The sequence below is a fragment of the Malikia granosa genome (assembly GCF_002980595.1).
GTDB lineage: Bacteria > Pseudomonadota > Gammaproteobacteria > Burkholderiales > Burkholderiaceae_C > Malikia > Malikia granosa.
In genome coordinates this window covers 31,993-54,431 of sequence record NZ_PVLQ01000017.1, presented here as the reverse complement: position 1 = coordinate 54,431, position 22,439 = coordinate 31,993, and the positions used below count along the sequence as shown (strand labels likewise).

19 protein-coding genes, 1 tRNA gene, 1 pseudogene and 2 riboswitches are annotated in these 22,439 nt (G+C 68.4%); of the genes and pseudogenes, 11 read left to right on the top strand and 10 right to left on the bottom strand.

Annotated elements, in window-relative coordinates; translation table 11 throughout:
• The first annotated feature begins 92 nt into the window (after positions 1 to 92).
• The 5 genes from C6P64_RS05680 (at position 93) to C6P64_RS05660 (ending at position 6,811) form a co-directional block, all read left to right on the top strand.
• Positions 93 to 1,985, top strand: a complete 1,893-nt coding sequence (locus C6P64_RS05680) for a diguanylate cyclase (RefSeq protein WP_105747623.1) — start codon at positions 93 to 95, stop codon at positions 1,983 to 1,985.
• Positions 1,986 to 2,082: 97 nt separating this feature from the next.
• Complete coding sequence (locus C6P64_RS05675) at positions 2,083 to 2,832, top strand: DUF6781 family protein (protein ID WP_146115861.1); 750 nt, start codon at positions 2,083 to 2,085, stop codon at positions 2,830 to 2,832.
• The gene (locus C6P64_RS05670; protein ID WP_105747622.1) at positions 2,832 to 4,583 is read left to right on the top strand and encodes an ABC1 kinase family protein; all 1,752 of its coding nucleotides are present in this window, start codon (positions 2,832 to 2,834) and stop codon (positions 4,581 to 4,583) included. The genes C6P64_RS05675 and C6P64_RS05670 overlap by 1 nt, the downstream gene beginning before the upstream one ends.
• 30 nt (positions 4,584 to 4,613) lie before the next feature.
• Positions 4,614 to 5,771 carry an alpha-hydroxy acid oxidase gene (locus tag C6P64_RS05665; protein ID WP_105747621.1) on the top strand — a complete coding sequence of 386 codons (1,158 nt, stop codon included), beginning with the start codon at positions 4,614 to 4,616 and terminating at the stop codon, positions 5,769 to 5,771.
• 44 nt (positions 5,772 to 5,815) lie between these two features.
• A complete protein-coding gene (locus C6P64_RS05660) occupies positions 5,816 to 6,811 on the top strand; it encodes a tripartite tricarboxylate transporter substrate-binding protein (protein ID WP_105747640.1) in 996 nt (331 codons plus the stop codon).
• Positions 6,812 to 6,862: 51 nt separating this feature from the next.
• On the opposite strand, the gene mobB is transcribed toward C6P64_RS05660, so the two are convergent.
• The 4 genes from mobB to norR are packed head-to-tail and all read right to left on the bottom strand — an operon-like array spanning position 6,863 to position 10,105.
• Positions 6,863 to 7,393, bottom strand: coding sequence for a molybdopterin-guanine dinucleotide biosynthesis protein B (gene mobB, locus C6P64_RS05655; protein ID WP_105747620.1), 531 nt, complete (start codon positions 7,391 to 7,393; stop codon positions 6,863 to 6,865).
• 26 nt (positions 7,394 to 7,419) lie between these two features.
• The gene (locus tag C6P64_RS05650; protein WP_105747619.1) at positions 7,420 to 7,752 is read right to left on the bottom strand and encodes an AzlD domain-containing protein; all 333 of its coding nucleotides are present in this window, start codon (positions 7,750 to 7,752) and stop codon (positions 7,420 to 7,422) included.
• Positions 7,749 to 8,453 carry an AzlC family ABC transporter permease gene (locus tag C6P64_RS05645; RefSeq protein WP_105747618.1) on the bottom strand — a complete coding sequence of 235 codons (705 nt, stop codon included), beginning with the start codon at positions 8,451 to 8,453 and terminating at the stop codon, positions 7,749 to 7,751. The genes C6P64_RS05650 and C6P64_RS05645 overlap by 4 nt, the downstream gene beginning before the upstream one ends.
• Before the next feature lie 26 nt (positions 8,454 to 8,479).
• Complete coding sequence (gene norR, locus C6P64_RS05640; protein WP_105747617.1) at positions 8,480 to 10,105, bottom strand: nitric oxide reductase transcriptional regulator NorR; 1,626 nt, start codon at positions 10,103 to 10,105, stop codon at positions 8,480 to 8,482.
• A gap of 162 nt (positions 10,106 to 10,267) precedes the next feature.
• Between norR and hmpA the strand changes: the two genes are divergently transcribed.
• Together hmpA and C6P64_RS05630 are read left to right on the top strand one after the other, a co-directional pair.
• The gene (gene hmpA, locus C6P64_RS05635) at positions 10,268 to 11,446 is read left to right on the top strand and encodes an NO-inducible flavohemoprotein (RefSeq protein ID WP_105747616.1); all 1,179 of its coding nucleotides are present in this window, start codon (positions 10,268 to 10,270) and stop codon (positions 11,444 to 11,446) included.
• Between the two features lie 22 nt (positions 11,447 to 11,468).
• Entirely contained in the window at positions 11,469 to 12,575 is a 1,107-nt protein-coding gene (locus C6P64_RS05630; RefSeq protein ID WP_245911637.1) for an HPP family protein, read from the top strand.
• Between the two features lie 37 nt (positions 12,576 to 12,612).
• On the opposite strand, the gene leuE is transcribed toward C6P64_RS05630, so the two are convergent.
• Genes leuE through C6P64_RS05615 form a run of 3 tightly spaced genes read right to left on the bottom strand, consistent with a single transcriptional unit; the run spans position 12,613 to position 16,570 of the window.
• Positions 12,613 to 13,266 (bottom strand): leucine efflux protein LeuE, encoded by a 654-nt coding sequence (leuE, locus tag C6P64_RS05625; protein ID WP_105747614.1) that lies wholly within the window; start codon positions 13,264 to 13,266, stop codon positions 12,613 to 12,615.
• A gap of 8 nt (positions 13,267 to 13,274) precedes the next feature.
• Positions 13,275 to 14,282: a ribonucleotide-diphosphate reductase subunit beta gene (locus tag C6P64_RS05620; protein ID WP_105747613.1), complete on the bottom strand. Its 1,008-nt coding sequence runs from the start codon at positions 14,280 to 14,282 to the stop codon at positions 13,275 to 13,277.
• A gap of 8 nt (positions 14,283 to 14,290) precedes the next feature.
• The gene (locus C6P64_RS05615; RefSeq protein ID WP_105747612.1) at positions 14,291 to 16,570 is read right to left on the bottom strand and encodes a ribonucleoside-diphosphate reductase subunit alpha; all 2,280 of its coding nucleotides are present in this window, start codon (positions 16,568 to 16,570) and stop codon (positions 14,291 to 14,293) included.
• Positions 16,571 to 16,880: 310 nt separating this feature from the next.
• A riboswitch (cobalamin riboswitch) is annotated at positions 16,881 to 17,087 on the bottom strand.
• Positions 17,088 to 17,192: 105 nt separating this feature from the next.
• On the opposite strand from C6P64_RS05615, the gene C6P64_RS18695 reads away from it, so the two are divergent.
• Entirely contained in the window at positions 17,193 to 18,776 is a 1,584-nt protein-coding gene (locus C6P64_RS18695) for a methyl-accepting chemotaxis protein (protein WP_211296799.1), read from the top strand.
• Positions 18,777 to 18,833: 57 nt separating this feature from the next.
• Here the strand turns inward: C6P64_RS18695 and C6P64_RS05605 are convergent.
• Positions 18,834 to 19,577 (bottom strand): annotated as a pseudogene (locus tag C6P64_RS05605) (YoaK family protein); the annotation flags it as partial.
• A 73-nt stretch (positions 19,578 to 19,650) separates the two neighbouring features.
• On the opposite strand from C6P64_RS05605, the gene C6P64_RS05600 reads away from it, so the two are divergent.
• Together C6P64_RS05600 and C6P64_RS05595 are read left to right on the top strand one after the other, a co-directional pair.
• The gene (locus C6P64_RS05600; RefSeq protein WP_105747610.1) at positions 19,651 to 19,992 is read left to right on the top strand and encodes a zinc ribbon domain-containing protein YjdM; all 342 of its coding nucleotides are present in this window, start codon (positions 19,651 to 19,653) and stop codon (positions 19,990 to 19,992) included.
• A gap of 60 nt (positions 19,993 to 20,052) precedes the next feature.
• Positions 20,053 to 20,129: transfer RNA gene (locus tag C6P64_RS05595), tRNA-Met, on the top strand.
• Between the two features lie 234 nt (positions 20,130 to 20,363).
• Here C6P64_RS05595 and C6P64_RS05590 read toward each other — a convergent pair.
• On the bottom strand, positions 20,364 to 20,618 hold the full coding sequence (locus C6P64_RS05590) for a hypothetical protein (RefSeq protein WP_105747639.1): 255 nt from the start codon (positions 20,616 to 20,618) through the stop codon (positions 20,364 to 20,366).
• 104 nt (positions 20,619 to 20,722) lie between these two features.
• Positions 20,723 to 20,903, top strand: a riboswitch (yybP-ykoY riboswitch).
• A 1-nt stretch (position 20,904) separates the two neighbouring features.
• Here C6P64_RS05590 and C6P64_RS05585 point away from each other — a divergent pair.
• A complete protein-coding gene (locus tag C6P64_RS05585) occupies positions 20,905 to 21,483 on the top strand; it encodes a TMEM165/GDT1 family protein (RefSeq protein WP_105747609.1) in 579 nt (192 codons plus the stop codon).
• Between the two features lie 39 nt (positions 21,484 to 21,522).
• Here the strand turns inward: C6P64_RS05585 and C6P64_RS05580 are convergent, their stop codons facing one another.
• On the bottom strand, positions 21,523 to 22,404 hold the full coding sequence (locus C6P64_RS05580) for a DNA/RNA non-specific endonuclease (RefSeq protein ID WP_105747608.1): 882 nt from the start codon (positions 22,402 to 22,404) through the stop codon (positions 21,523 to 21,525).
• Between the last annotated feature and the right edge of the window lie 35 nt (positions 22,405 to 22,439).

Here is a 22,439-nt window from a genome sequence, read left to right as displayed (position 1 = left end):
CCGTTCAAAACTTATGCTTACAATCAAATTTCTCAAATAAAAAACAGAGACAAGCAGTGGGGACTGAGCCAAGACTGAACAGGCAACCGTATGTGCGCAGCCTGCTGCTTTTCCTCGCGTTCTGCCTGCTGGTCGTGATGATGGCGGTCTGGGAGCTCAAGCGCCTCCATGAAAACGCCTATGCCAGGACCGCGCTCCGGCTGCAGAACGACGCCCTGCTGGTCAGCGAATGGGTCAAGGGGGCCTTCCAGACCTCGGACTACCTGTTGCGCGATGTCGTCACCAACTTTCCGCAGTCCGAACTCGACCCGGAGCGCGTTTCTGCCGAGCAGCGGGCCCGCTGGGTGAACTGGCTCGATGCCAAGCGGCAGACCTTGCCGCATGCCCACAGCCTGGGCCTGTTCAGCCCGGCCTGCATCCGGCGCTACACCCATGACGCCCGCTTCCAGTCCTACTTCGATGCCAGCGAGCGCGACTATTGCGTGAAGTTGCGCCAGTACCCGGCGATCGAATCGGTGGTTTCGCCGATGGTGATGTCGAACTTCGGTCGCTACGCCGTGGCCCAGGCCCGGCGCATTCCGGGACCGGGTCCGATGGGCAATGGCTTTGCGGTCATCGGGCTCGACACCACGATGTTTTCGGCGCTGCTCGACCGCATCGACACCGGCCCCCATGGGGTGATCACTTTGATCGATTCCCAGCTGCAGGTGGTGGCGCGCAAGCCGGCGCTGGCCGGCGTGGTCGGCAAGTCCATCGACAGTCCTATGATCCGGGCCTTCATCGAAGGCAATGTCGATGTCAGTGTCGGCCGCCGTGTCTCGCAACTCGATGGCCAGCCGCAGCTGGGCGTGCTGCGCAAGGTCGAGGGGCTGCCGCTGATCGTCTATCAGGGCGAGCATGACCGGGTCTGGCTGCGCGACTGGTATGCCCGGATCTGGAAGATCGGACTCGCCGCGCTGCTGCTGCTGGGCATTGCCGCCTTGCTGCTGCGCGGCCACTGGGCCCAGCTCGACCTGGCGACCCGGCTCGAGCAGGACATCGCCCAGCGGCAGCGGCTCGAAGACGAGCTCAAGATCAGCGAGAAGAAGTTCCGCACCTTCGTCGAGCAGGCCAACGACATCATCTACACCCTGGACCTGCAGGGCTGCTTCCAGTATGTCTCGCCCAACTGGCGCGACCAGCTCGGCACCGACCCCGCCGCTGTGATCGGACAGCATTACACCCGCTTCGTGCATCCGGACGACTGGCCTGCCTGGCATAGCAGCCTGCGCGAGAAGACCAGCAGCCTCGAGTACCGGATCCGCCATGCCGAGGGCGGCTGGTGCTGGCATACCTCGAGCCTGACGCTGCTGCTCGACGAGCAGCAGTGCCCGAGCGGCATCCTGGGCGTGACCCGCGACATCAGCCGGCGCAAGGCCAACGAGCTGGCGCTGCGCCAGGCGCGCGACGCCGCCGAGGCCGCCAACCGCGAGTTGCAGATCGCCAACGCCCAGCTCAGCAACCTGGCCACCACCGATACCCTGACCGGGGCCTGGAACCGGCGCTATTTCGAGCAGGAACTCCAGCGCGAGCTGACCCAGTCGCGCCGTTACGGCGAGCCGCTGTCGCTGCTGATGTTCGACATCGACCATTTCAAGGATGTCAACGACCGCTACGGGCATCCGGCAGGCGATGCGGTGCTGGTCGGCCTGACCCGGCTGGTGCAGTGCAACCTGCGGGCGGCCGATACGCTGGCGCGCTGGGGCGGCGAGGAGTTCGTCGTCATGATGCCGCATTGCGACGCCGACGAGGCCGTCCGCCTGGCCGAGAAGCTGCGCGTCCTGCTGGCCGAACAGCCCTTCGAGACCGTGGGCCAGGTGACGGCCAGCTTCGGCGTGGCGCAATGCCGGCCCGACGACTCGCCGCAGAGCTGGATCAAGCGTGCCGATCTCGCGCTCTACCAGGCCAAGGCCGATGGCAGGAATGCCGTGCGCCTGATCGCCTGAGCCGGCGAGCGCCTCCTTCTTGCCAGTCCTGGCGCGATGGGCGAGACTCGCCATCGATATCCTGTAATCTCATAGGCCACTACCCGGAGAACATGCGATGGCAAACCCGAAACAGCAGTCCGAACAGTCTCAGGCCGGCAACAGCGCCGCCTCGCAACTCGAGGCCGATGTCAAGCGTGCGGTCGAGCAGGGCCTGGATCTGCAGGAGCAGGTCCGGCAGCTGACCCTGGCCCAGATCAGCAGCGGCAAGTTCGACCTGGCCGCGCTGCGCGAGCTGAGCCAGGCCGTGCTCAATGGCGCGCTGGCGGGTGCCCAGCCGCTGCTGCAGCCGGCGCTGGCCCAGACCGGCCAGGCCAAGGAGCAATTGCAGCAGGTCGTCGCCGGACTCGACGCGGCGCTGGCCCAGCTGGCGCAGGGCGCCAGCCTGGCGCTGCAGGAGGCGGCCGGCAAGGCGCAGGCCTTCTCGGCCACCGACCTGAGCCGCGCCCGCTCCGATTTCGAGCAGCTCGAGCAGATGTTCCTCGAGACCCTGCAGTCCACCGCCAGCCGCACGCGCGACGCGGCCGGCGTCATCCTGTCCGAGCTGCTGGCCCATTCCCGCCTGCACGGTTCGGCCGTCGGGGCCCAGCTGCAGCAGGGCTGGCTGACGACGGCGCAGCAGCTCGGCGAGGTTGGCCGGGCCCAGCTCGACGCCGGGCTCAAGCTGGCCCAGGCCAGCAGCGACCTGCTGCGCCAGATCGCCGCCGGCGTGCTGGGCGGCCTGGCCGAGCAGATCAAGCCGGCGGCCAAGGCCGATGCCCAGGCCGGCAAGGGCGGTGCAGGCAGCGCAGGCGGCAAGGACGCCTGATGCTGTGGCAGGCGCTCGCCTCGGTCCGCGACCTGGGCCGCCTGCATGACATCGCCTCGGTCCTGATCCGCTACGGCTTTGGCGACCTGGTGCAGCGCTTCGGCCTGTCCGACGCGCTCGAGGACGCTGGCCGCGCGCTGCACTGGCGCGACAGCCATGAGCTGACCCATCTGACGCCGCCGCAGCGGCTGCGGCGCGTGCTCGAGGAGCTCGGGCCGACCTTCGTCAAGCTGGGCCAGGTGCTGGCGACCCGGGTCGACCTGTTCGAGCCCGAGTGGATCGCCGAATTCAGCCAGTTGCAGGACAGCGCGCCGCCCGTGCCCTACGAGCGGCTGCTGCCGCAGCTCGTCGAGGACCTCGGTGGTCCGCCCGAGCAGGTGTTCGCGGCCTTCGATCCGGAGCCGCTGGCGGCGGCCTCGATCGCCCAGGTGCACCGGGCCCGGCTGCAAGACGGCACCGAGGTGGTGGTCAAGGTGCGCCGGCCCGGCATCCGGCCGGTGATCGAGGCCGACCTGCGCTGGCTGCTGCGGCTGGCGCAGCTGGCCGAGTCCGAGAGCCCCGAGCTGCGCACCTTCAGCCCGCAGCAGGTGGTGCAGCAGTTCGGCAAGTCGCTGCGCAACGAGCTCGACTTCGCGGTCGAATGCCGCAACGCGAGCCGGATTGCCCAGCAGTTCGAGGGCTATGCCGATGTCGACGCCAGCCAGCCCCGGCCCGGCGGCGGCGAGCTGCTGCAGGCCGCGCCGCTGATCGTGGTGCCGCGCGTGCACTGGCCATGGAGTGGCGAGCGGGTCTGCGTGCAGGACTACATCGCCGGCATACCGGGGCGCAAGCTGGCCGAGGTCGATGCCGCCGGGCTGGACCGCAAGGTGCTGGCGCGCCGGGGCGCGCGCGCGGTGCTCAAGATGATCGTGCAGGACGGCTTCTTCCATGCCGATCCGCATCCGGGCAACGTGTTCTACCTGCCGGGCAACCGGATCGCCTTCATCGACTTCGGCATGGTCGGGCGCCTGTCCGAGCCGCGGCGCGAGCAGCTGATGGCGCTGCTGCTGGGCCTGGTGCAGCAGGAGCCGGCCCGCGTCGCCGACGTGCTGACCGACTGGAGCGGCGACGGTGCGGTCGACCACGAGGCGCTGGTGGCCGAGATCGAGGCCTTCGTCGAGCAATACCGCGGCCTGCCGCTGCGGCAGCTCAAGCTGGCGGCGCTGCTGTCGGATGTGGTCGCCATCCTGCGTCGCCACCATGTCGCGCTGCCGGCCGACCTGAGCCTGCTGGTCAAGGCCTTCGTCACGCTCGAGGGCATGGGCCGCGAGCTCGACCCGGATTTCGACATGGCCGGCGAGGCGCTGCCGCTGTTGCGCCAGCTGCTGCGCGAACGCTACCAGCCCGCGGCCCTGCTCGGGCGCGGCTGGCGCAGCATCAGCGAGCTGCTCGGCCTGCTGACCGGACTGCCGCAGGACCTGTCGCGCCTGTTGCGCGCGGCGCGCAAGGGCCGGCTCGACATCCACATCGACGTGCTCGACCTGCGCCGGATCGGCAACCAGCTCGACCGCGCGGCGAACCGACTGGTGGTCGGCATCGTGATCGCGGCGCTGATCATCGGCTCGGCCATCGTCATGACGGTGCCGGGCGGCCCGAGCTGGCTCGGCCTGCCGGTGTTCGGCCTGCTCGGCTTCCTGGGCGCCGGGCTTGGCAGCATCTGGCTGATCCTGTCGATCTGGGCCAGCAACCGGCGGGATCGGGATGATGGGTGAGTGAGCTTCCGGCTGGTTTAAGCTCGGGTCATGACCCCGATCACCCACATTGACGACCTGCGCCGTCTCGCCCGCAAGCGGGTGCCGCGCATGTTCTACGACTACGCTGATTCCGGCAGCTGGACCGAGAGCACCTACCGCGCCAACGAGGCCGATTTCCAGGCGATCAAGTTCCGCCAGCGGGTGGCGATCAACATGGAGGGGCGCAGCACCCGCACCACCATGGTTGGGCAAGAGGTCGCCATGCCGGTGGCGCTGGCGCCGACCGGCCTGACCGGCATGCAGCATGCCGACGGCGAGATCCTGGCCGCGCGCGCGGCGCGCAAGTTCGGCGTGCCGTTCACGCTCTCGACCATGAGCATCTGCTCGATCGAGGACGTGGCCGAGCAGGCTGGAGCGGGCTTCTGGTTCCAGCTCTACGTGATGCGGGACCGCGCCTTCATCGAGCGCCTGATCGCGCGCGCCAAGGCCGCCGGCTGCACGGCGCTGGTGCTGACGCTGGACCTGCAGATCCTGGGCCAGCGCCACAAGGACATCAAGAACGGCCTCTCGACGCCGCCGCGACCCACGCTGGCCAACCTGCTCGACATCGCGACCAAGCCGCGCTGGGCGCTCGGCATGCTGGCTACCCGGCGGCGCCAGTTCGGCAATATCGTCGGCCATGTCAGCGGGGTGGAGGACATGGGCTCGCTGTCCGAATGGACCGCCAGCCAGTTCGATCCCACGCTCGACTGGGACGCGGTGCGCTGGATCCGCCGCCTCTGGGATGGCAAGCTGATCCTCAAGGGCATCCTCGACCCCGAGGACGCCCGGCTGGCGCTCGAGGTCGGCGCCGATGCGCTGATCGTGAGCAACCATGGCGGGCGCCAGCTCGACGGCGCCGAGTCCAGCATCCGCGCGCTGCCGGCCATCGTCGACGCGGTGCGCGACCGCATCGAGGTCCATCTGGACGGCGGCGTGCGCAGCGGCCAGGACCTGTTGCGCGCCCGTGCCCTGGGCGCGCGCGGCTGCTACATCGGCCGGCCCTTCCTGTACGGCTTGGGCGCCCTGGGCGAGGCCGGCGTGACCCGCTGCCTCGAGATCCTGCACAAGGAGCTCGACGTCACGATGGCGCTGTGCGGCCAGACCCGGATCGATCGCGTCGGCCGCGACATCCTGCTGCCGGGCAGCTATCCGGGTTCGCCCTGAATCCTGTCGCCATGGTTTTCCTGTTTTCTTCGCACGAGGTCCGCATGAGATTCCCAGTCCTGTCCCAGCCCTTGTCCTGCCTGGCCGGCGCCTGCCTGCTGGCTGCCACCCTGCTGCAGCCTGCTGCCGCCCAGACCGATGCCGCGCCGATCAAGCTGCTGGTCGGCTTCCCGGCCGGCGGCGGCACCGACGCCATCGCCCGCCATCTGGCCCATGGCCTGCAGCAGGAGCTCGGCCGCAATGTGCTGGTCGAGAACAAGCCCGGCGCTGGCGGGCAGATCGCCGCCCAGGCCTTGAAGGCGGCGCGCCCGGACGGCAACACCCTGTTCGTCTCGAACAGCCACACCGTGGCCATGATCCCGCTGACGCTGCTGAACCCCGGCTTCGATCCGGCGCGCGATTTCGCGCCGGTCGGCCTGGTCGCGATCAACCCGGACCTGATGGCGGTCAGCACCGCGTTGCTCGGCACCAAGGGCAGCGGCCTGCGCGTGCTGGCGCAATGGGCCAAGGCCAATCCGGACAAGGCCAATATCGGCGTGCCGGCGCTGGCCAGCGCGCCCGACTTCGCGGTCGGCATCGTCGGCCGCGCGCTCGGCACCGATTTCGTCTCGGCGCCCTATCGCGGCGATGCCCCCATCGTGCAGGACCTGGTGGCGGGCCAGATCGCTGCCGGCATCGGCTCGGTCGCCGTCATGCTGCCGCAGGCCCAGGCCGGCAAGCTGCGCATCGTCGCGGTCAACGGCACCCGTCGCCTGCCGCAGCTGCCCGATGTGCCGACCTATGCCGAGCAGGGCATCAAGGGCTACGAGGAGGTCATCTTCACCGCGGTGTACGCGCCTGCCGGCCTGCCGCCCGCGCTGCTGCAGCGCTACAACCGCGCGATCACCAAGGTCGTCAAGTCGGCCGAGTTCGGCGACAAGATGAGCGCGCTCGGCGTCATCCCCGCCAGCAGCACGCCGGCCCAGCTGGGTGCGCGCCTGCAGTCGACCCGGGCCACCTGGAGCCAGATGGTGCAGAACGCGGGCTACCAGCCGCGCTGATCAGTCGGGTTCTGGCTGGCGGGCCCCGTGCCGGCCGGACCCGTCCGGCGTTCAGCGCTGCGCGGCGTGCCTGAGCGCGAAGTCGGCGATCGAGCCGATGTCGGCCAGGTCCAGCCTGGCCAGCCCCGGCGGGATGCCATCCGGCAGCGGGCCGTCGCTCGCCAGGCCGATGATGCCCGGCCATGCGCCCGCCAGTGGCTCGCGGCCCGGTTCGGCACGCCAGACCTCGAGCTTGGGGAAGTTGCCACCCTTGAAGCCCTCGACCAGCACCAGGTCGCAGGCCTGCATGTGGACCAGCAGCTCCTCGAGCGCGGGTTCCGGGGCGCCGCGCAGCTCGTGCATCAGCGCCCAGCGCTGGTTGCCGAGCAGCAGCACCTCGTGGCAGCCGGCCTCGCGCAGCCGGTAGGAGTCCTTGCCGGGCCGGTCGATCTCGATGTCCTTGTGGCTGTGCTTGATCAGCGACACCGTCAGGCCGCGCGCGCGCAGCTCGGGCAGCAGGCGCTCGAGCAGGGTGGTCTTGCCCATGCCGGAATGGCCGGCGATGCCGAAGACCCGGGTCCGGTCGGAGCTGGGATAGGTCATGTGAGTCCTCTCTGGTTTGTGACGGCTCAGCCGCCCATTCCGAGGCCCTGGCGCAGGCCGATCAGCACCGCCATGCCGAGCAGGAAGGGCAGCCAGGGCTTGCGCATGCGCAGCGCCACCGCGATCACCGCCAGCCCGGCCAGCAGCTTGGGATTGAAGGGCTGGATCTCGTTCTGCACCAGCAGCAGGTCGGGCGCCACCAGCGCCGCCAGCGCGGCAGCCGGGGCGTAGCGCAGCGCGCGCTGCAAGGCCGGTGGCAGCCGGCCTTTTTCCCCGAGCAGCATGAAGCTGCCGCGCGTCAGGAAGGTGGTTGCCGACAGCAGCCCGAAGGCGAGCCAGAGCCAGAAGCCTTCGATCATTTTTCTTCTCCCCGGGTCTGCCAGTGTTCGGCCGCGAAGCCGGTGGCGATGCCGATCGCGATCGCCGCGAACAGGCCCAGCCGCAGCGGCAGGCCGCGCAGCAGCACCGCCGAGATGCCGCCCGCGAGCGCCGCCAGCAGCATCGGGCGGGTGCGCGCCATCGGCACCAGCATCACCATCAGCGCGATCGTCGCCATGAACTCGAGCGACCAGTCGCGCGGCAGGATGTCGGCGCCGAAGACGCCGATCAGCACCCCGACATGCCACAGCAGCCAGCCGTAGATCGCCGGCGCGATGTAGTAGCCCCAGCGCCACTGCGGGGCCGCAGCCGTCAGCAGGCGCGGCGACAGCAGCGTGAAGGCGCTGTCGGTCAGCAGGTAGCTGCTGGCCAGGCGCTGGGCCCAGGGCCGGTCGTGGAAGGCCGGTGCGATGCTGGCGCTGAAGATCAGGAAGCGCAGGTTCAGCACCAGTCCGGTCAGGAAGATCAGCCACAGCGGCGCGCCCGAGGCGATCAGCGGCAGCGCGCCGAGCTGGGCGGTGGCGGCGTACACCAGCAGGCTCATGCCCATCGATTCGAGCTCGCTCAGCCCGGTCGAGCGCATCGCCAGCCCGGTCACGATGGCCCAGGGCAGGGTGCCGACCGAGAACGGCAGCACGGTGCGCAGGCCCTCGCGGGCACCTTGTCGAAAAGCGGGGTCCATCGGCGGCAGTCCAAAAGATCCCGAGTCTACGGCCTGTCGGCGCCGCGGCCGCACGACGTACCGCTGGCCGGCGGCGGGCTGTTGTAGCCCAGCCGCCTGGCCAGCCGGGCCAGGTTGGCGCGGTCCATCTGCAGCTCCTTGGCGGCGGCGGACCAGTTGTGCCGATGGCGCTGCAGGCATTGCTCGATCAGGCGGCGCTCGAAGGCCTCGACGGCCTGGCGCAGTCCGGGGGCCGGGGCAGCGGACGGCGCGAGCGCCGGGGCGCCGAGCGAGCTCGAGTCGTCATCCCAGCGCCGCGCCATCGGGTCGGGGCCGGGCAGGCCCAGGTCCTGCGCGCTCAGGCTCAGGATGCGCGGTCGCGGGCTCTGGCGTCCGAGCGCCTTCAGCACGCTGCGCCCGATCAGGTGCTCGAGCTCGCGCACATTGCCGGGCCAGTCGTAGGCCAGCAGCGCCTCCTGCGCGTCCGGCTCCAGCCGCAGGCTGCCTATGCCGAGGCGGCAGCGGTTTTCCTCCAGGAAGAAGCCGCTCAGCAGCAGCACGTCGCGGCCGCGCTCGCGCAGCGGCGGCACCGGCAGCGGGTAGACGCTGAGCCGGTGGTAGATGTCGGCCCGCATCCGGCCGGCCCGCACCTCGCTGGCCAGGTCGCGGTTGGTCGCGACGATCAGGCGCACGTCGACCCGGTGCTCCCGGTCGGAGCCGAGCCGCTGCAGCTGCCCGCTCTGCAGCACGCGCAGCAGCTTGGCCTGCACCGCCAGCGACAGCTCGCCGACCTCGTCGAGGAACAGGGTGCCGCCATCGGCCAGTTCGAACTTGCCCTGCCGCTCCGTGACCGCGCCGGTGAAGGCACCGCGCACATGGCCGAACAGCTCGCTCTCGACCAGGGTCTCGGGCAGGGCGGCGCAGTTCAGGCTGACGAAGGCCTGGTCGCGCCGGGCCGAGCGCTGGTGCAGCGCCTGCGCCACCAGCTCCTTGCCGACCCCGGTCTCGCCGGTGATCAGCACCGTCAGGTCGCTGGCGCCGACCAGGTCGAGTTCCTTCAGCATGCGCCGGAACACCGGGCTCTGGCCGAGCAAGGGTCGGCTGGCCTGGCTGGCGGCGCGCCGGTAGCGCTCGGCCTGCAGGTGTTCGCTCTCGGCCCATTGCTCCAGCCGCTGGATGCGGGTCGCGGCGGCGACCGTGGCGGCGGCGAAGCTGCCAAAGGCGCCCAGGCTCTCGACCTGGGCCGGCGTGAAGCGGCCCGGCGTCAGCGCGTCGAGCGTCAGCAGGCCCCAGGGCTCGCCTTCCATCTGCAGCACCACCCCCATGCAGTCATGCACCTCGAGCTGGCCCTGGCTGGCCTCGACCAGGCCGTCGTAGGGATCGGGCAGCGGGCTGTCGGGCGGAAACCGGGTCGCCTGCCCGGCCTCGAGCAGGCGCTGCAAGCGCGGATGCTCGGCGATGCGGAAGCGCCGGCCCAGCGTGTCCGGGCTCAGGCCGTCGATGGCCAGCGGCAGCAGGAAGTCGTTCTCGAGCCGCAGCAGCGCGACCGCATCGCAGGCAAACAGCCGCCGCACCGTTTCCAGCAGGCGCCGGTAGCGCTCGGACGCCGGCATCTTCTGCGGCAGGTTGGCGACCAGCGGCACGACGGCATTGAGCCATTCGGATGGAGTCATTTTTACACCAGATGTAGTCAATATGACTCTAACAGACTTTGAGTCGATATGACTCGGTCCGTGCCAAGTGCTTGATCGGTATCGCCCCTGCGCCTGGCATGTCGCTTGCCTTGAGAGGGCAGGGCCAGCCGGCCTGACCGAACCCACCGATGAGGAGCTCCTATGTTGACCGACGCCCAGCGCGCCATTGTGAAATCGACCGTCCCGTTGCTTGAAACCGGCGGCGAGACCCTGACCCAGCATTTCTACCGCATCATGCTCGGCGAGTATCCCGAGGTGCGCCCGCTGTTCAACCAGGCCCACCAGGCCAGCGGCGACCAGCCGCGCGCGCTCGCCAACAGCGTGCTGATGTATGCCAAGCATATCGACCGCCTCGAGGCGCTGGGCAATCTGCCGGCGCAGATCGTGCACAAGCATGTGTCGCTGCAGGTCAAGCCCGAGCATTACCCGATCGTCGGCGCCTGCCTGCTGCGCGCGATCCGCGAGGTGCTGGGGGCCGAGATCGCCACCGATGCCGTGATCGACGCCTGGGGCGCGGCCTACCAGCAGCTGGCCGATATCCTGATCGGCGCCGAGGAGCAGACCTATGCCGCGATCGAGGCTGCCCCGGGCGGCTGGCGCGGCGAGCGCGCCTTCCGCGTCACGCGCAAGCAGGCCGAGAGCAGCGTCATCACCTCCTTCTACCTGAGCCCGGTCGATGGCGGCCCGGTGATCGCGCACCAGCCGGGCCAGTACATCGGCCTGCGCCTGGTCCTCGACGGCCAGGAGCAGCGGCGCAACTACTCGCTCTCGTCGGCCGCCAACGGCAGCGAACTGCGCATCAGCGTCAAGCGCGAGCCCGGTGGCCGGGTGTCCGAGCATCTGCACGACCAGGTCGCGGTCGGCGATGTGCTGCAGCTGTTCCCGCCGGCCGGCAACTTCGTGCTGCGCGACAGCGACAAGCCGCTGGTGCTGATCAGCGGCGGGGTCGGCATCACCCCGACCCTGGCCATGCTGGAGGCGGCGCTGGGCACCGAGCGCCCGGTCCATTTCATCCACTGCGCCCGCGACCGCGCCAGCCACGCCTTCCGCGAGACGGTCGATGGCCTGGCCGCCCGCCATCCCCAGCTGCAGCGCTTCTACTGCTACGACCAGGCCGATGCTGCCGATCAGGTCGATGCGGTCGGCCTGCTCGACTTGCAGCGGCTGGCCGACTGGCTGCCGGCCAGCCGCGACCTGGACGCCTATTTCCTCGGTCCCAAGCCCTTCATGGCGCTGGTCAAGCGCCAGCTGGAGGCGCTCGGCGTGCCGCCGGCGCAGACCCATTTCGAGTTCTTCGGTCCTGCCGCGGCGCTGAACTGAAATCGACCCAGGCCTGATTGCCGTGACTCAGTTGTGGGATCGCTTGCGGGCCTGCTGTCCCGCGGCCCTGCCGATGGGGCTGCGGGAGCTCTGGCTCGGCAGCCTGGGCATAGGCCAGGGCCTGTGGCTGACCGGCTGGCTCAGCCAGCAGGCCCTGGGCGGCATGGACCCCTGGTTCATCGCCCCGATGGGGGCTTCGGCCGTCCTGCTTTTCCTGTTGCCGGCCAGTCCGCTGGCCCAGCCCTGGTCCATCCTGGGCGGCAACCTGGTCTCGGCGCTGATCGGCGTCAGCTGCGCCAAGCTGCTTGGCCACAGCGTGCCGGTGGCCGCGCTGGCCGGCGCCCTGGCCGCCGCGGCCATGCTGGCGCTGCGCTGCCTGCATCCGCCCGGGGGCGCGGTGGCATTGACCGCGGTGCTCGGCAGCCCGGGCATCCAGCTGCTGGGCTATGGCTTCGTGTTCTGGCCGGTCGGCATCAATTCCGCCTTCATGCTGCTGGTGGCGCTGCTGTTCAACAACCTGAGCGGCCACCGCTATCCGCATCGCGGCGGAGCCGGCGGCCGTGCCCGTGGCACCCGCGATCCGGCGCCCAGCCTGCGCGGCAGCCTGAAGGAGGACCTCGACCTGGCGCTTGCCTCGTTCGGCGAACGGCTCGACATCGACCGCGAGGACCTGGAAGAGATCGTGGTGCGCGCCAGCCTGCAGGCGCAGAACCGGCGCTGGGGCGACATGCGTTGCCAGGACCTGATGTCGCGCGACGTGATCCGGATCGGGCCGCAGGACGGCATCGACCTGGCCTGGAGTCGACTGACCAGCCATCACATCAACGCCTTGCCGGTCACCGACGAGCAAGGCCGGCTGCTCGGCCTGCTGTCGCTGACCGACTTCGTCGTCGGACAGACCACGGCCGACCCGAGGCGCCTGCCGCGCCTGAGCCAGGCCCGCCGCGTCGAGGACATCATGAGCACCCGGGTCGTGACTGCCAGCCCGCAGCAGCCGATTCCCGAGCTGGCCCGGGCCTTTGCCGATGGCGGCCTGCACCACATGCCGGTGCTCGACCAGCAGCAGCGCGTGGTCGGCATGGTGACGCCCTCGGACCTGCTGGCGGTGCTGTTCCAGGCCAGCCGCTAGCCCGGGCCGGCCTGTCGGCGCAGGCCCAGGCCGGGCTTCAGCCCAGCGAAGCGCTCGCCAGCCGCAGCGCGAAGCCGACGAACAGTGCGCCCATCGCCCCCATCCCGACGGCCGCCAGGCGCTGGTGACGGCCGAAGCGCTCGGCCAGCCGCGCCCCGCCGAAGATCAGCGCGCTCAGGTAGAGCGCACTGCAGGCCTGGACGATCAGCCCGAGCAGCAGGAAGGACAGCGCCGGATGGGCATAGCCCGGATCGACGAACTGGATGAAGAAGGAGACGAAGAACAGGATCGCCTTCGGGTTCATCAGGCTGATCAGGAAGGCGGTCCGGAACGGGCGGCCCGGGTCCAGCCTCGATGCCGCCGGCCTTGCCGCAGCGGCCAGTCCTGCCTTCCATTGCTGCCAGCCCGCGCGCACCAGTCCCAGGCCGAGCCAGGCCAGGTAGGCCGCGCCGACGTACTTCACCACCATGAAGGCCAGCGGCGTGCTGCGTAGCAGCGAGGCTGCGCCGGCGGTCGACAGCAGCATCAGCACCAGGTCGCCGGTGAAGATGCCGGCCGCGCCCCGGTAGCCAGCCGCCACCCCGTGGCGCGAGGCCAGCGTCATCACATAGAGCGAATTCGGCCCCGGCAGCAGCACGATGAAGACCGTGCCGAGGATGAAGGTCGCGAGGTCGGTGATGCCGTAGGCCATGGCTCAGATTACCACTCGAGGCCGTCGGTCGCGTAGTCGGTCGGCTTGCTCTCGAAGAAGTTGCTGCGCGTGCCGTTGGGCTTGCTGAAGTCGTCGAACCAGGGCACGGCATTGACCACGCCCGGATAGATCAGGCCCAGGTTGAGCGCCAGCGCGCGCTTGTTGGCCAGGCCCTTGACGAAGTTCTCCACCACCTCGTCGGTCAGGCCCAGGATGCCGCCCTGGATGATGTACTGGCCCCAGGCCACTTCCAGCTCGACCGCGTCCTTGATCAGCTGGATCGCATCGTGGCGGAACTGGTCGTCGTAGAGCTCGGGGTTCTCGGCCTGGAAGGCGTGGTGCAGGTTGGTGAACAGGTCGAGATGGGTCTCGCCCTCGTCGCGGTTGATGTACTTGATCATGTCCGCGCTGCCCAGCATCTTGCCGTTGCGCGCCAGCGTGTAGAACACCAGGAAGGCCGAGTAGAAGTAGATGCCTTCCAGGATCACGTTGCCGACGATGGCGCGCGCGAAGTTGGCCGGGGTCGGCTCGTCCTTCAGCACCGCCGAGCTGCGCATGATGAACTCGTTCTTCTTCGCCAGCATGCCGTCATGCTCGAACATCATGTAGACCGATTCCGGGTCGAGCGAGACCGCCTCGATCAGGAACTGGTAGCTGCGCACATGCACGCCTTCCTCCGAGGCCTGGCGCGCGATCGCCAGGCTGACCTCGGGCGCCGTGATGTGCTGGCCGATGTTGTGGATCAGGTTGTTGAACTGGATGCCGTCCAGGTTCGACACGAAGGCCAGCGCCTTGTCATAGGCATTGCGCTCGCGCGCGTTGAGCGCGCCGCTGCGGTAGGTCTCGCGGTCGGCCACCAGCGGGATCGACTTCGGGAACCAGGTGTTGGCCTCCATGCGGTCGTAGATCTCGGTCGCCCACTTGTACTTGGTCCGCGACATGTTCATGAGCTGGTCCTGCGGCCCGAAGGCGATGCGGCGCTCGTTGGTGATGCGGGTGGTGTTGTTCGGGGTCACGGCGGTACTCACTGGCAGGCCTCGCAGTTCGGGTTGTCGATCGAGCAGAAATTGGTCGGCAGTTCGGCCTCGGCCACGTCGCCGGCCGGCAGCGCGGCATTGGCCAGCGCCGGCTTGGCCACTTCCTTGGTCTTGGTCTGGCCGCGCAGGTAGTAGGTGGTCTTGAGGCCGAGCTTCCAGGCGCTCAGGTAGATCTCGGCCAGCTCGCGGCCCTTGGTGCCCTGCTTGACGAAGATGTTGACGCTCTGCGACTGGTCGATCCATTTCTGGCGCGCGGCCGCGCTCTGCAGGATCCAGCCCGGATCGATCTCCCACACCGTCTTGAGCAGGTCGGGCCGGCCGTACTTGACGCAGGGATCGACCACCTTGAACTGGCCGCTCATGTTCTTTTCCGAGCGCTCGATCTCGAAGATCGGCTCGATGCAGGGCGTGGTGCCGGTGATGATGCTGATGGTCGCGGTCGGCGCGATCGCCATCACGTTGCTGTTGCGCATGCCGTTGCGCTGGACCTGGGCGCGCAGGCCGGCCCAGGCCGCCTCGCCCAGGCTGGTCTCGTGGCGGCGCGCGGTGTCGATCGGCAGCAGGCCGCGGCTCCACTTCGAGCCCGGGAAGGTCTCGTAGGCGCCGCGCTCCTGCGCCAGTTCGCTCGAGGCCTGGATCGCGTGGAAGCTGATCAGCTCCATCGCGCGGTCCGAGAACGCCACGCCGGCGGCGCTGGCGAAATCGATGCCGCAGGCGACCTTGGCCTCGGTCTCGCCCATCAGGCCCAGGCCGACCGGGCGGTGGCGCAGGTTCGATGCCTTGGCGCGGTCCGACGGGTAGAAGTTCAGGTCGATCACGTTGTCGAGCATGCGCAGCGCGGTCTTGACCGTGCGCGCGAGCTTGTCGGCGTCGAGCTGGCCGCCCTTGACATGGCGCGCCAGGTTGACCGAGCCCAGGTTGCAGACCGCGGTCTCGGTGTCGCTGGTGTTGAGCGTGATCTCGGTGCAGAGGTTCGAGCTGTGCACCACGCCGACATGGTCCTGCGGGCTGCGGCGGTTGCACTCGTCCTTGAAGGTGATCCAGGGGTGGCCGGTCTCGAACAGGTTGGTCAGGATGCGCTTCCATACCTCGAGCGCCGGGCGCTGCTTGTAGGCCTTGCCCTCGCGCTCGAGCTGCTCGTAGCGGGCCTTGAAGGCGTCGCCGTAGAGCTCGTGCAGCTCGGGGAAGCGCTCGGGCTGGAACTCGCTCCAGATGCCGTTGTTCTCGACCCGCTCCATGAACAGGTCGGCGATCCAGGCCGCCGGGAAGATGTCGTGCGCGCGCAGCCGGTCGTCGCCGAATTCCTTCTTGACCTCGCAGTAGTCCCAGAAGTCCGGATGCCAGACTTCGAGGTAGGGCGCGAAGCTGCCCTTGCGCCGGCCGCCCTGGTTCACGCCGACCGCGGTGTCGTTGTAGATCTTCAGGTAGGGGATGACGCCCGAGCTCTTGCCGTTGGTCGACTGGATATGCGAGCCGGCCGCGCGCACCCGGGTCCAGTCGGTGCCGATGCCGCCCGCGTACTTGGAGAGGCGGGCCGATTCCTCGATGGTGCCGAAGATCGAGGCATAGCGGTGCTCGCCCTCGTCGATGTCGGCGCTGATCTGGTCGTTGACCGTGTTGAGGTAGCAGCTGGACAACTGCGAGTGCACCGTGCCCGAGTTGAACAGCGTCGGCGTCGAGGCCATGTAGTCGAAGCTCGACAGCAGATCGTAGAACTCGACGGCGCGCGCGGTCGGGTTGTCCTCCTGCAGCGAAACGCCCATCGCGACGCGCATGAAGAAATGCTGCGGCAGCTCGATCAGCTTCTGTTCGCGGTCGCGCATCAGGTAGCGGTCGACCAGGTTCTGCAGGCCGTAGTAGTCGAACTGGTAGTCGCGTTCGGGCTTGATCGCGGCGGCCAGCGCCTCCAGGTCGAAGGCCTCGGCCATGCGCGGCGCGTAGCGACCGGCGGCGACACCGCGCGCGATCGTTTCGGCGAGCGCCGGGTAGCGGCCATCGGGCGTCACATGCTTCATGGTCTCGGCCAGCAGGTAGCGCGCCGCGACGAAGGTGAAGTCCGGATTCTCGGTCGAGATCAGGCCGGCGGCGGCCTTGTTCTGCGCCTGGAAGATCTCGTGGGTGTGCATGCCATCGTAGACCAGCAGCTTGATCTGGCTGCGCAACAGGCCCAGGTCGACATTGAGGCCCTGGGTGGCAAATTCGTTGAGTCGCTCGATCTTGGCGAAGTCGAAGGCTTCGCGCGAGCCGTTGCGCTTGATGACGTCCATGGAGGTGATGCAGAAAAAAACAGGGGACCTGCCACCTGCCGGCAGCAGCCGGGGCGGTCGGTCCGAAATGGCGATGGGCGGTCGGCTAGCGGGCCGTCCGCGGCAAGGGCGGGCTGCCGGCCTTCAGGGCCGGTGAGCGGGCAGGCCGCTCGGGCGCTGGCCCGGGCAGGCGGTGGTGAGCAAAGACATGCATTCGAATCCTCCCGTCGAATGGTTCCGGAAACGGCACCAGGCGGGAGATGAAAAAAGGCCGCCTGCCGGGCTACTGCCCAGGCGATGCGGCCGCTCTTCCCGTCACCCCGGGGAATGGTGCTGGCGGTTTTTCCGGGCTGGTATTCTGGCTTGCCCTCATCCTTCTCCGCGCCTTCCCATGCTTGCACACAGTGGCAACAGGCGGAGTCGTCAGGCTTACAGCAGCGGGGGCTGCGCCGGACTGGCTGCCTGGGGCAGCTTCACCGGCTTCCCGTTCAACGTCGCCCGGCAACCGAGCGAACGCACCCGAAACCCAAATCATACCGGTTCGCGGCGCGGCGGCTGGCGGGATGAGCAATGACCCCTGGCCGGCAGTTTTCAGGTTCGGTTTTCATAATGTCGACACCTGACAACCCCTAGGACAAATGCCGTGGCAAATTTATCAATTAGAAGCCGGCTGGTGCTGGTTTTCAGTGCGCTGATTGCGATCGTCATCATCATATCGACGGCTGGCATCATGCTGCTGTCGAACGCCAATGAGCGTTTCGAGCTTCTCGTCAACGGCATCAATGCCCGCCTCTATGCCGCCGAGCGTATCCGGGAGGGGGTCGAGCAGCGTGCGATCGCGGCGCGCAACCTGGTGCTCGTGACCCGGTTCGAGGACCTGAACCAGGAAAAGCGCGCGGTCGACCAGGCGCATGCCGATGTCTCCGAGGCGCTGGCGCGGCTCAAGCAGCTGGCCGAGGGGGCGGATGCCCTGCCCGAGGAGCGCCGGCTGATCGATGCGATCGAGGCGACCGAGAAGCTCTATGCACCGGTCGCCCTGGGCATCGTGGACCTGGCCCTCGAGGGGGAACACGAAACGGCCATCCAGCGCATGAACGACGAATGCCGTCCCCTGCTGGCCAGGCTGATCAAGGCGTCCAAGGACTACGCCGAGTTCGCCCAGCATCGTTCCAACACCCTGCTGAGCGAGGCCCACGACTCCTACGTGGCCCAGCGCAACGGACTGATCGCCGGCGTCCTGCTGGCGCTGGTGCTGTCGGTCACGGCGGCCCTGCTGATCGAGCGCAGCCTGGCGGCCGACCTCGGCACCGAACCGCGGGAATTGCGCGACATCTTCAATGCCGTCGCCGCCGGAGACCTGACGCGCCAGATCCCGCTGCGCGCGGACGACAACAGCAGCGTGCTGGCGGCGGTCAAGCGCATGCAGGACGGCCTGATCGAGATCGTGGCCGATGTGCGCCGGGATGCCGACGCCGTGTCTGCCGCCTCGCAACAGATCGCGGCCGGCAACCTGGACCTGTCTGCGCGCACCGAGACCCAGGCCCACTCGCTGGGAGCGATGGCGGGCTCGGTCGAGGAGTTCGGTTCCACCGTGCGCCAGAACGCGGACAACGCCCGCCAGGCCAACCAGCTCGCCCAGAGCGCCAGCCAGGTCGCTGCCTATGGCGGCGAAGTGGTCGGCAATGTGGTCGATACCATGCAGGGCATCAACGAGAGCTCGCGCAAGATCTCGGACATCATCGCCGTCATCGACAGCATCGCGTTCCAGACCAATCTGCTGGCGCTCAATGCCGCCGTCGAGGCCGCCCGTGCCGGCGAGCAGGGCCGCGGCTTTGCCGTCGTCGCCAGCGAGGTCCGCAGCCTGGCTGGCCGCAGCTCGGCGGCGGCGCGCGAGATCAAGTCCCTGATCACCGACAGCGTGCAGCGGGTCGAGCAGGGGGCGGCGCTGGTCGAGAGCGCCGGCAAGACCATGGCCGACATCGTCTCCGGCATCAGGCAGGTGACCGAGGTCGTCGCGGAGATCACCGTCGCCAGCCAGGAGCAGAGCCAGGGCGTGGCCCAGGTCGGCAGCGCCGTCACCAACCTGGACCAGATCACCCGGCAGAATGCCGGCCTGGTGGAGGAAATGGCCAGCGCCGCCAGCAGCCTGGACAGCAAGGCCGTCGACCTGGTCAAGGCGACCTCCGCCTTCCGCTTGCCGCCCCTGATCGCCGCCAGGATGTCCTGAGTCCGTCTGCCAGCCCGGCGATCCAGCGGACGGGCTCGCGGCCCGGTCCGTTCAGCGCTTGCGCCAGAGCCGGCTCAGGTCGTCGATCGCGGGCACGCCGGCCAGTGCCAGCAGCAGCAGGGCCAGCGGCAGGGTGGCCAGGTAGCCGATCTGCTTGAAGCCCAGCGCTCCGCTGACGCCGCCGACGAAGAAGCAGACCGCCAGCTGCAGCATGATCCTGAGCCGGTCCGGGTTGGCGCGCACCGGTGGCAGGCTGGGGTCGGACGAGTTCCAGTACGCCATCTTGCCGAGCTCGATGCCGATGTCGGTCACCAGTCCGGTGATATGGGTGGTGCGGATCTCGGCATGCGAGAGCTTGGTGATCAGCGCGTTCTGCAGCCCCATGATGAAGCTCAGCAGCATCACCGTCAGCGGCACGAACAGGCCGGAGATATGGGACAGCCGTTCGCCGAGCGCGCCGAAGGCGAGCAGCAGCAGCGCCTCCAGCATCAGCGGCAGCGCGAACTGGCTGTGCAGGCGGCGCCGACGCGCGAAATTGACCAGGATCGCGCTGCAGGCCGCACCCGCGATGAAGGACAGCAGCGCGCCGAAGCCGGTCAGGTAGGCGCGGAACTGCCCGAGCGCCAGGTGGTCGGCCATCGCCGAGACGATGCCCGTCATGTGCGAGGTGTACTGGTGCACGGCCAGGAAGCCGCCCGCGTTGGCGGCGCCGGCGACGAAGGCCAGCACCATGCCGAGCTGGCGATTGCCCTGCACACTGCGCCGGCTTCCGGTCAATTTTCGGGCATAGTGGATCGACATCTGTTGGGGGGGCGTGCTGCGGGCAGGGGCCGCTGTTCTGGTATGTTAACAAGCCGTCAAACAAGGAAACCTCATGAGCTCATTGCCCCCCTGCCCGAAATGCCAGTCCGAGTACAGCTACGAGGACGGCAGCCAGCTGATCTGCCCCGAATGCGGCCACGAGTGGAGCCTGGCCGATGCCGCGCCGGCCGAGGAAGCCGCCAAGGTCTGGAAGGATGCCAACGGCAACCTGCTGCAGGACGGCGACACCGTCACGCTGGTCAAGGACCTCAAGGTCAAGGGCTCCTCGACCGTGATCAAGGTCGGCACCAAGGTCAAGAACATCCGCCTGATCGAGGGCGACCACGACATCGACTGCAAGATCGAGGGCTTCGGTCCGATGCAGCTCAAGTCCGAGTTCATCAAGAAGGCCTGAAGCCATTTTTGGCTGCTCTTGCCGCGCACACGGTTCTTCTGCTAGAATAGATCCTCTTGACGCGCGGTGGAGCAGCCTGGTAGCTCGTTGGGCTCATAACCCAAAGGTCGCAAGTTCAAATCTTGCCCGCGCAACCAATTTCCAGGTAGTTCCGAACCTCATCGGAAGCATCGATCCCAGGCCGGCCATCCTCCGGATGGCACTGGGTCGAAGTCGACAAATCCCCTGTCTTTGCCCGCTTATTTAAAGCATCAGCCTGGCGCTTGCCGTCCAGGCTCGACCTGGCCATGCTGGCATGGGGCTTGTTTCCCGTCTGATCCTGTTCCTGCCGTCCCGTCACGGGGCGGCAGCGCCGTGGCTGCCGCTTGCGTTCAGGCGAAAGGGTTGGGCACCACGCGTGCCGGCAGGACCTCGATCCGCTCCGGCAGTCCGGGGTCTGACTCCAGCGTCGCGATCGCGCGCCCGAGCAGCGCGTGCAGCTCGCGCGCCAGCGCCAGGCCGGCGCGGTCGCGGCTCAGCACCAGGTCGCCGGTCAGCACCAGGCGGTCGAGCCGGTTCTCGATTTCCAGTCCGCCGATGCGGACCAGGTCGCTTTCATTGCCATAGGGGGGGAATTCGTCGTCCATCTCGGCCTCCTTCTGCCGCGCATGATGCGCGGGAACCATTGCAGCTGCAAGTGTGCCAGCAAGCGGCTGGCGCGTCGGCCTCGCGCCGACCGCCCATGCTTCTATAATCGGGGCTTCATTGGGGAGTAGCCTCTCTTCAGCCTGAAGAGGCTTGCGTCAACACACTTGTCCCGCAGGACATGGCGCAAGCGGTTTCCGAGCTTGGCAAGACCTTTGATCATGATGCCTCCGATCTGGCCGGGGATGCGTCGTGGTCAATCGTCTCTGTACCGGCCTTGGAACATTCATGGAATCCCTTCTCGTATCGACTGGCGTCGTCGCCCTGGCTGAAATCGGCGACAAGACCCAGCTGCTGGCCTTCATCCTGGCCGCGCGCTTCAAGAAACCCCTGCCCATCATCCTCGGCATCCTGGCCGCGACCGTCGTCAACCACGGTCTGGCGGGTGCGCTGGGTGCCTGGATCACCGCCTCGATCAGCCCCGAGATCCTGCGCTGGGTGCTGGGTGCCTCCTTCATCGCGATGGCGGTCTGGACTCTGATCCCGGACAAGATCGAGGAGGAGGAAACCCAGATCGCCAAGCGCTTCGGCGTCTTCGGCGCCACCCTGGTCACCTTCTTCCTGGCCGAGATGGGCGACAAGACCCAGATCGCGACCGTCGCGATGGCGGCGCATTACGCCACCCCGCTGCTGGTCGTGATCGGCACCACGCTGGGCATGCTGATCGCGGACGTGCCGGCGGTCTTCGTCGGCGACAAGCTGGCCAACAAGATCCCGATGAAGCTGGTGCATTCGATCGCAGCCGCGGTCTTCGCCGTGCTTGGCGTGGCGACCCTGCTTGGGGCCGGCGCGAGTTTCGGTCTCTGAGCGTCCAGGGCCTGTTCCACGTGAAACAGGCCTGGTTCCTCACTTGCCCAGGATGCCCTGCAGCAGGTCGAGCAGCAGGCGCGAGGCATCGCGCAGCGTGAACTCGTCTTCCTGCTGCGGCTGGCTCTTCTTGCCGCCGCCGCGATTGCCCTGCGGCTTTGGCAGGCTCATGGCCTGCTCGCGCGCCTGTGCCGGCAGGCCGGGCAGGGGGTCGATGCCGGCGAGCTTCTGCAGCTCGGCGACGCTGAGCACTGCGTATTCCTTGGTCTTGTCGTTCGTGACCAGGTAGACGCCGGCGCGCTGCTGCTTCGGGCTGTAGAGCAGCTTCCAGACATGGGTCGGCACCAGCACGCGGCCGATCTGCTGGATGTCCTTGCCGATGAAGGCCGGGCCGCTGATCACGTAGAGTTCGCCCTCTTCGCGGGCCAGCTCGCGCGCCGCCGCCTCGATGCCGGCCCAGACGCCGGCATTGTTCTCGTGCACCTGCGGCACCATGTTGGCGAGCGAGAACGACTCGGCCTGCGCCTTGCGCGTCGGCATGTCGGCGTTCGGCGCCATGTGGCCGCGGTCGTAGCCCGAGCGCGCGTAGTCCGACAGCTCGGCGCGGTCGCCTTCGGGCAGCCGGTCCTCGGCGTGGAAGCTGTCCTTGCGCGACAGCGCCTTGGCGGCTTCCAGGTTCTTGCGCGTCAGGCGCTCGGCGGCATACAGCGGCGTGCGGCTCAGCCCAGAGTGCAGTACCGCGAAGGCCTCGAAGCAGAGTTCCTGCGTGCGCGGCTTGAACTTGGGGTTGACGATCTGCGGCGGCTGGCCGCCGGCAAAATGCTGCGGGCAGTCGGTGTGGGCGGCCTGCGCCGTTCCGGCAGCCGTGGCCGCGGTGGTGGCTGCCAGCGCGGCAGCGATGAGCGGGTAGGTGAACTTCATGGCCTGCGTAGTATCGGTCCATATCGTGTGCGGCG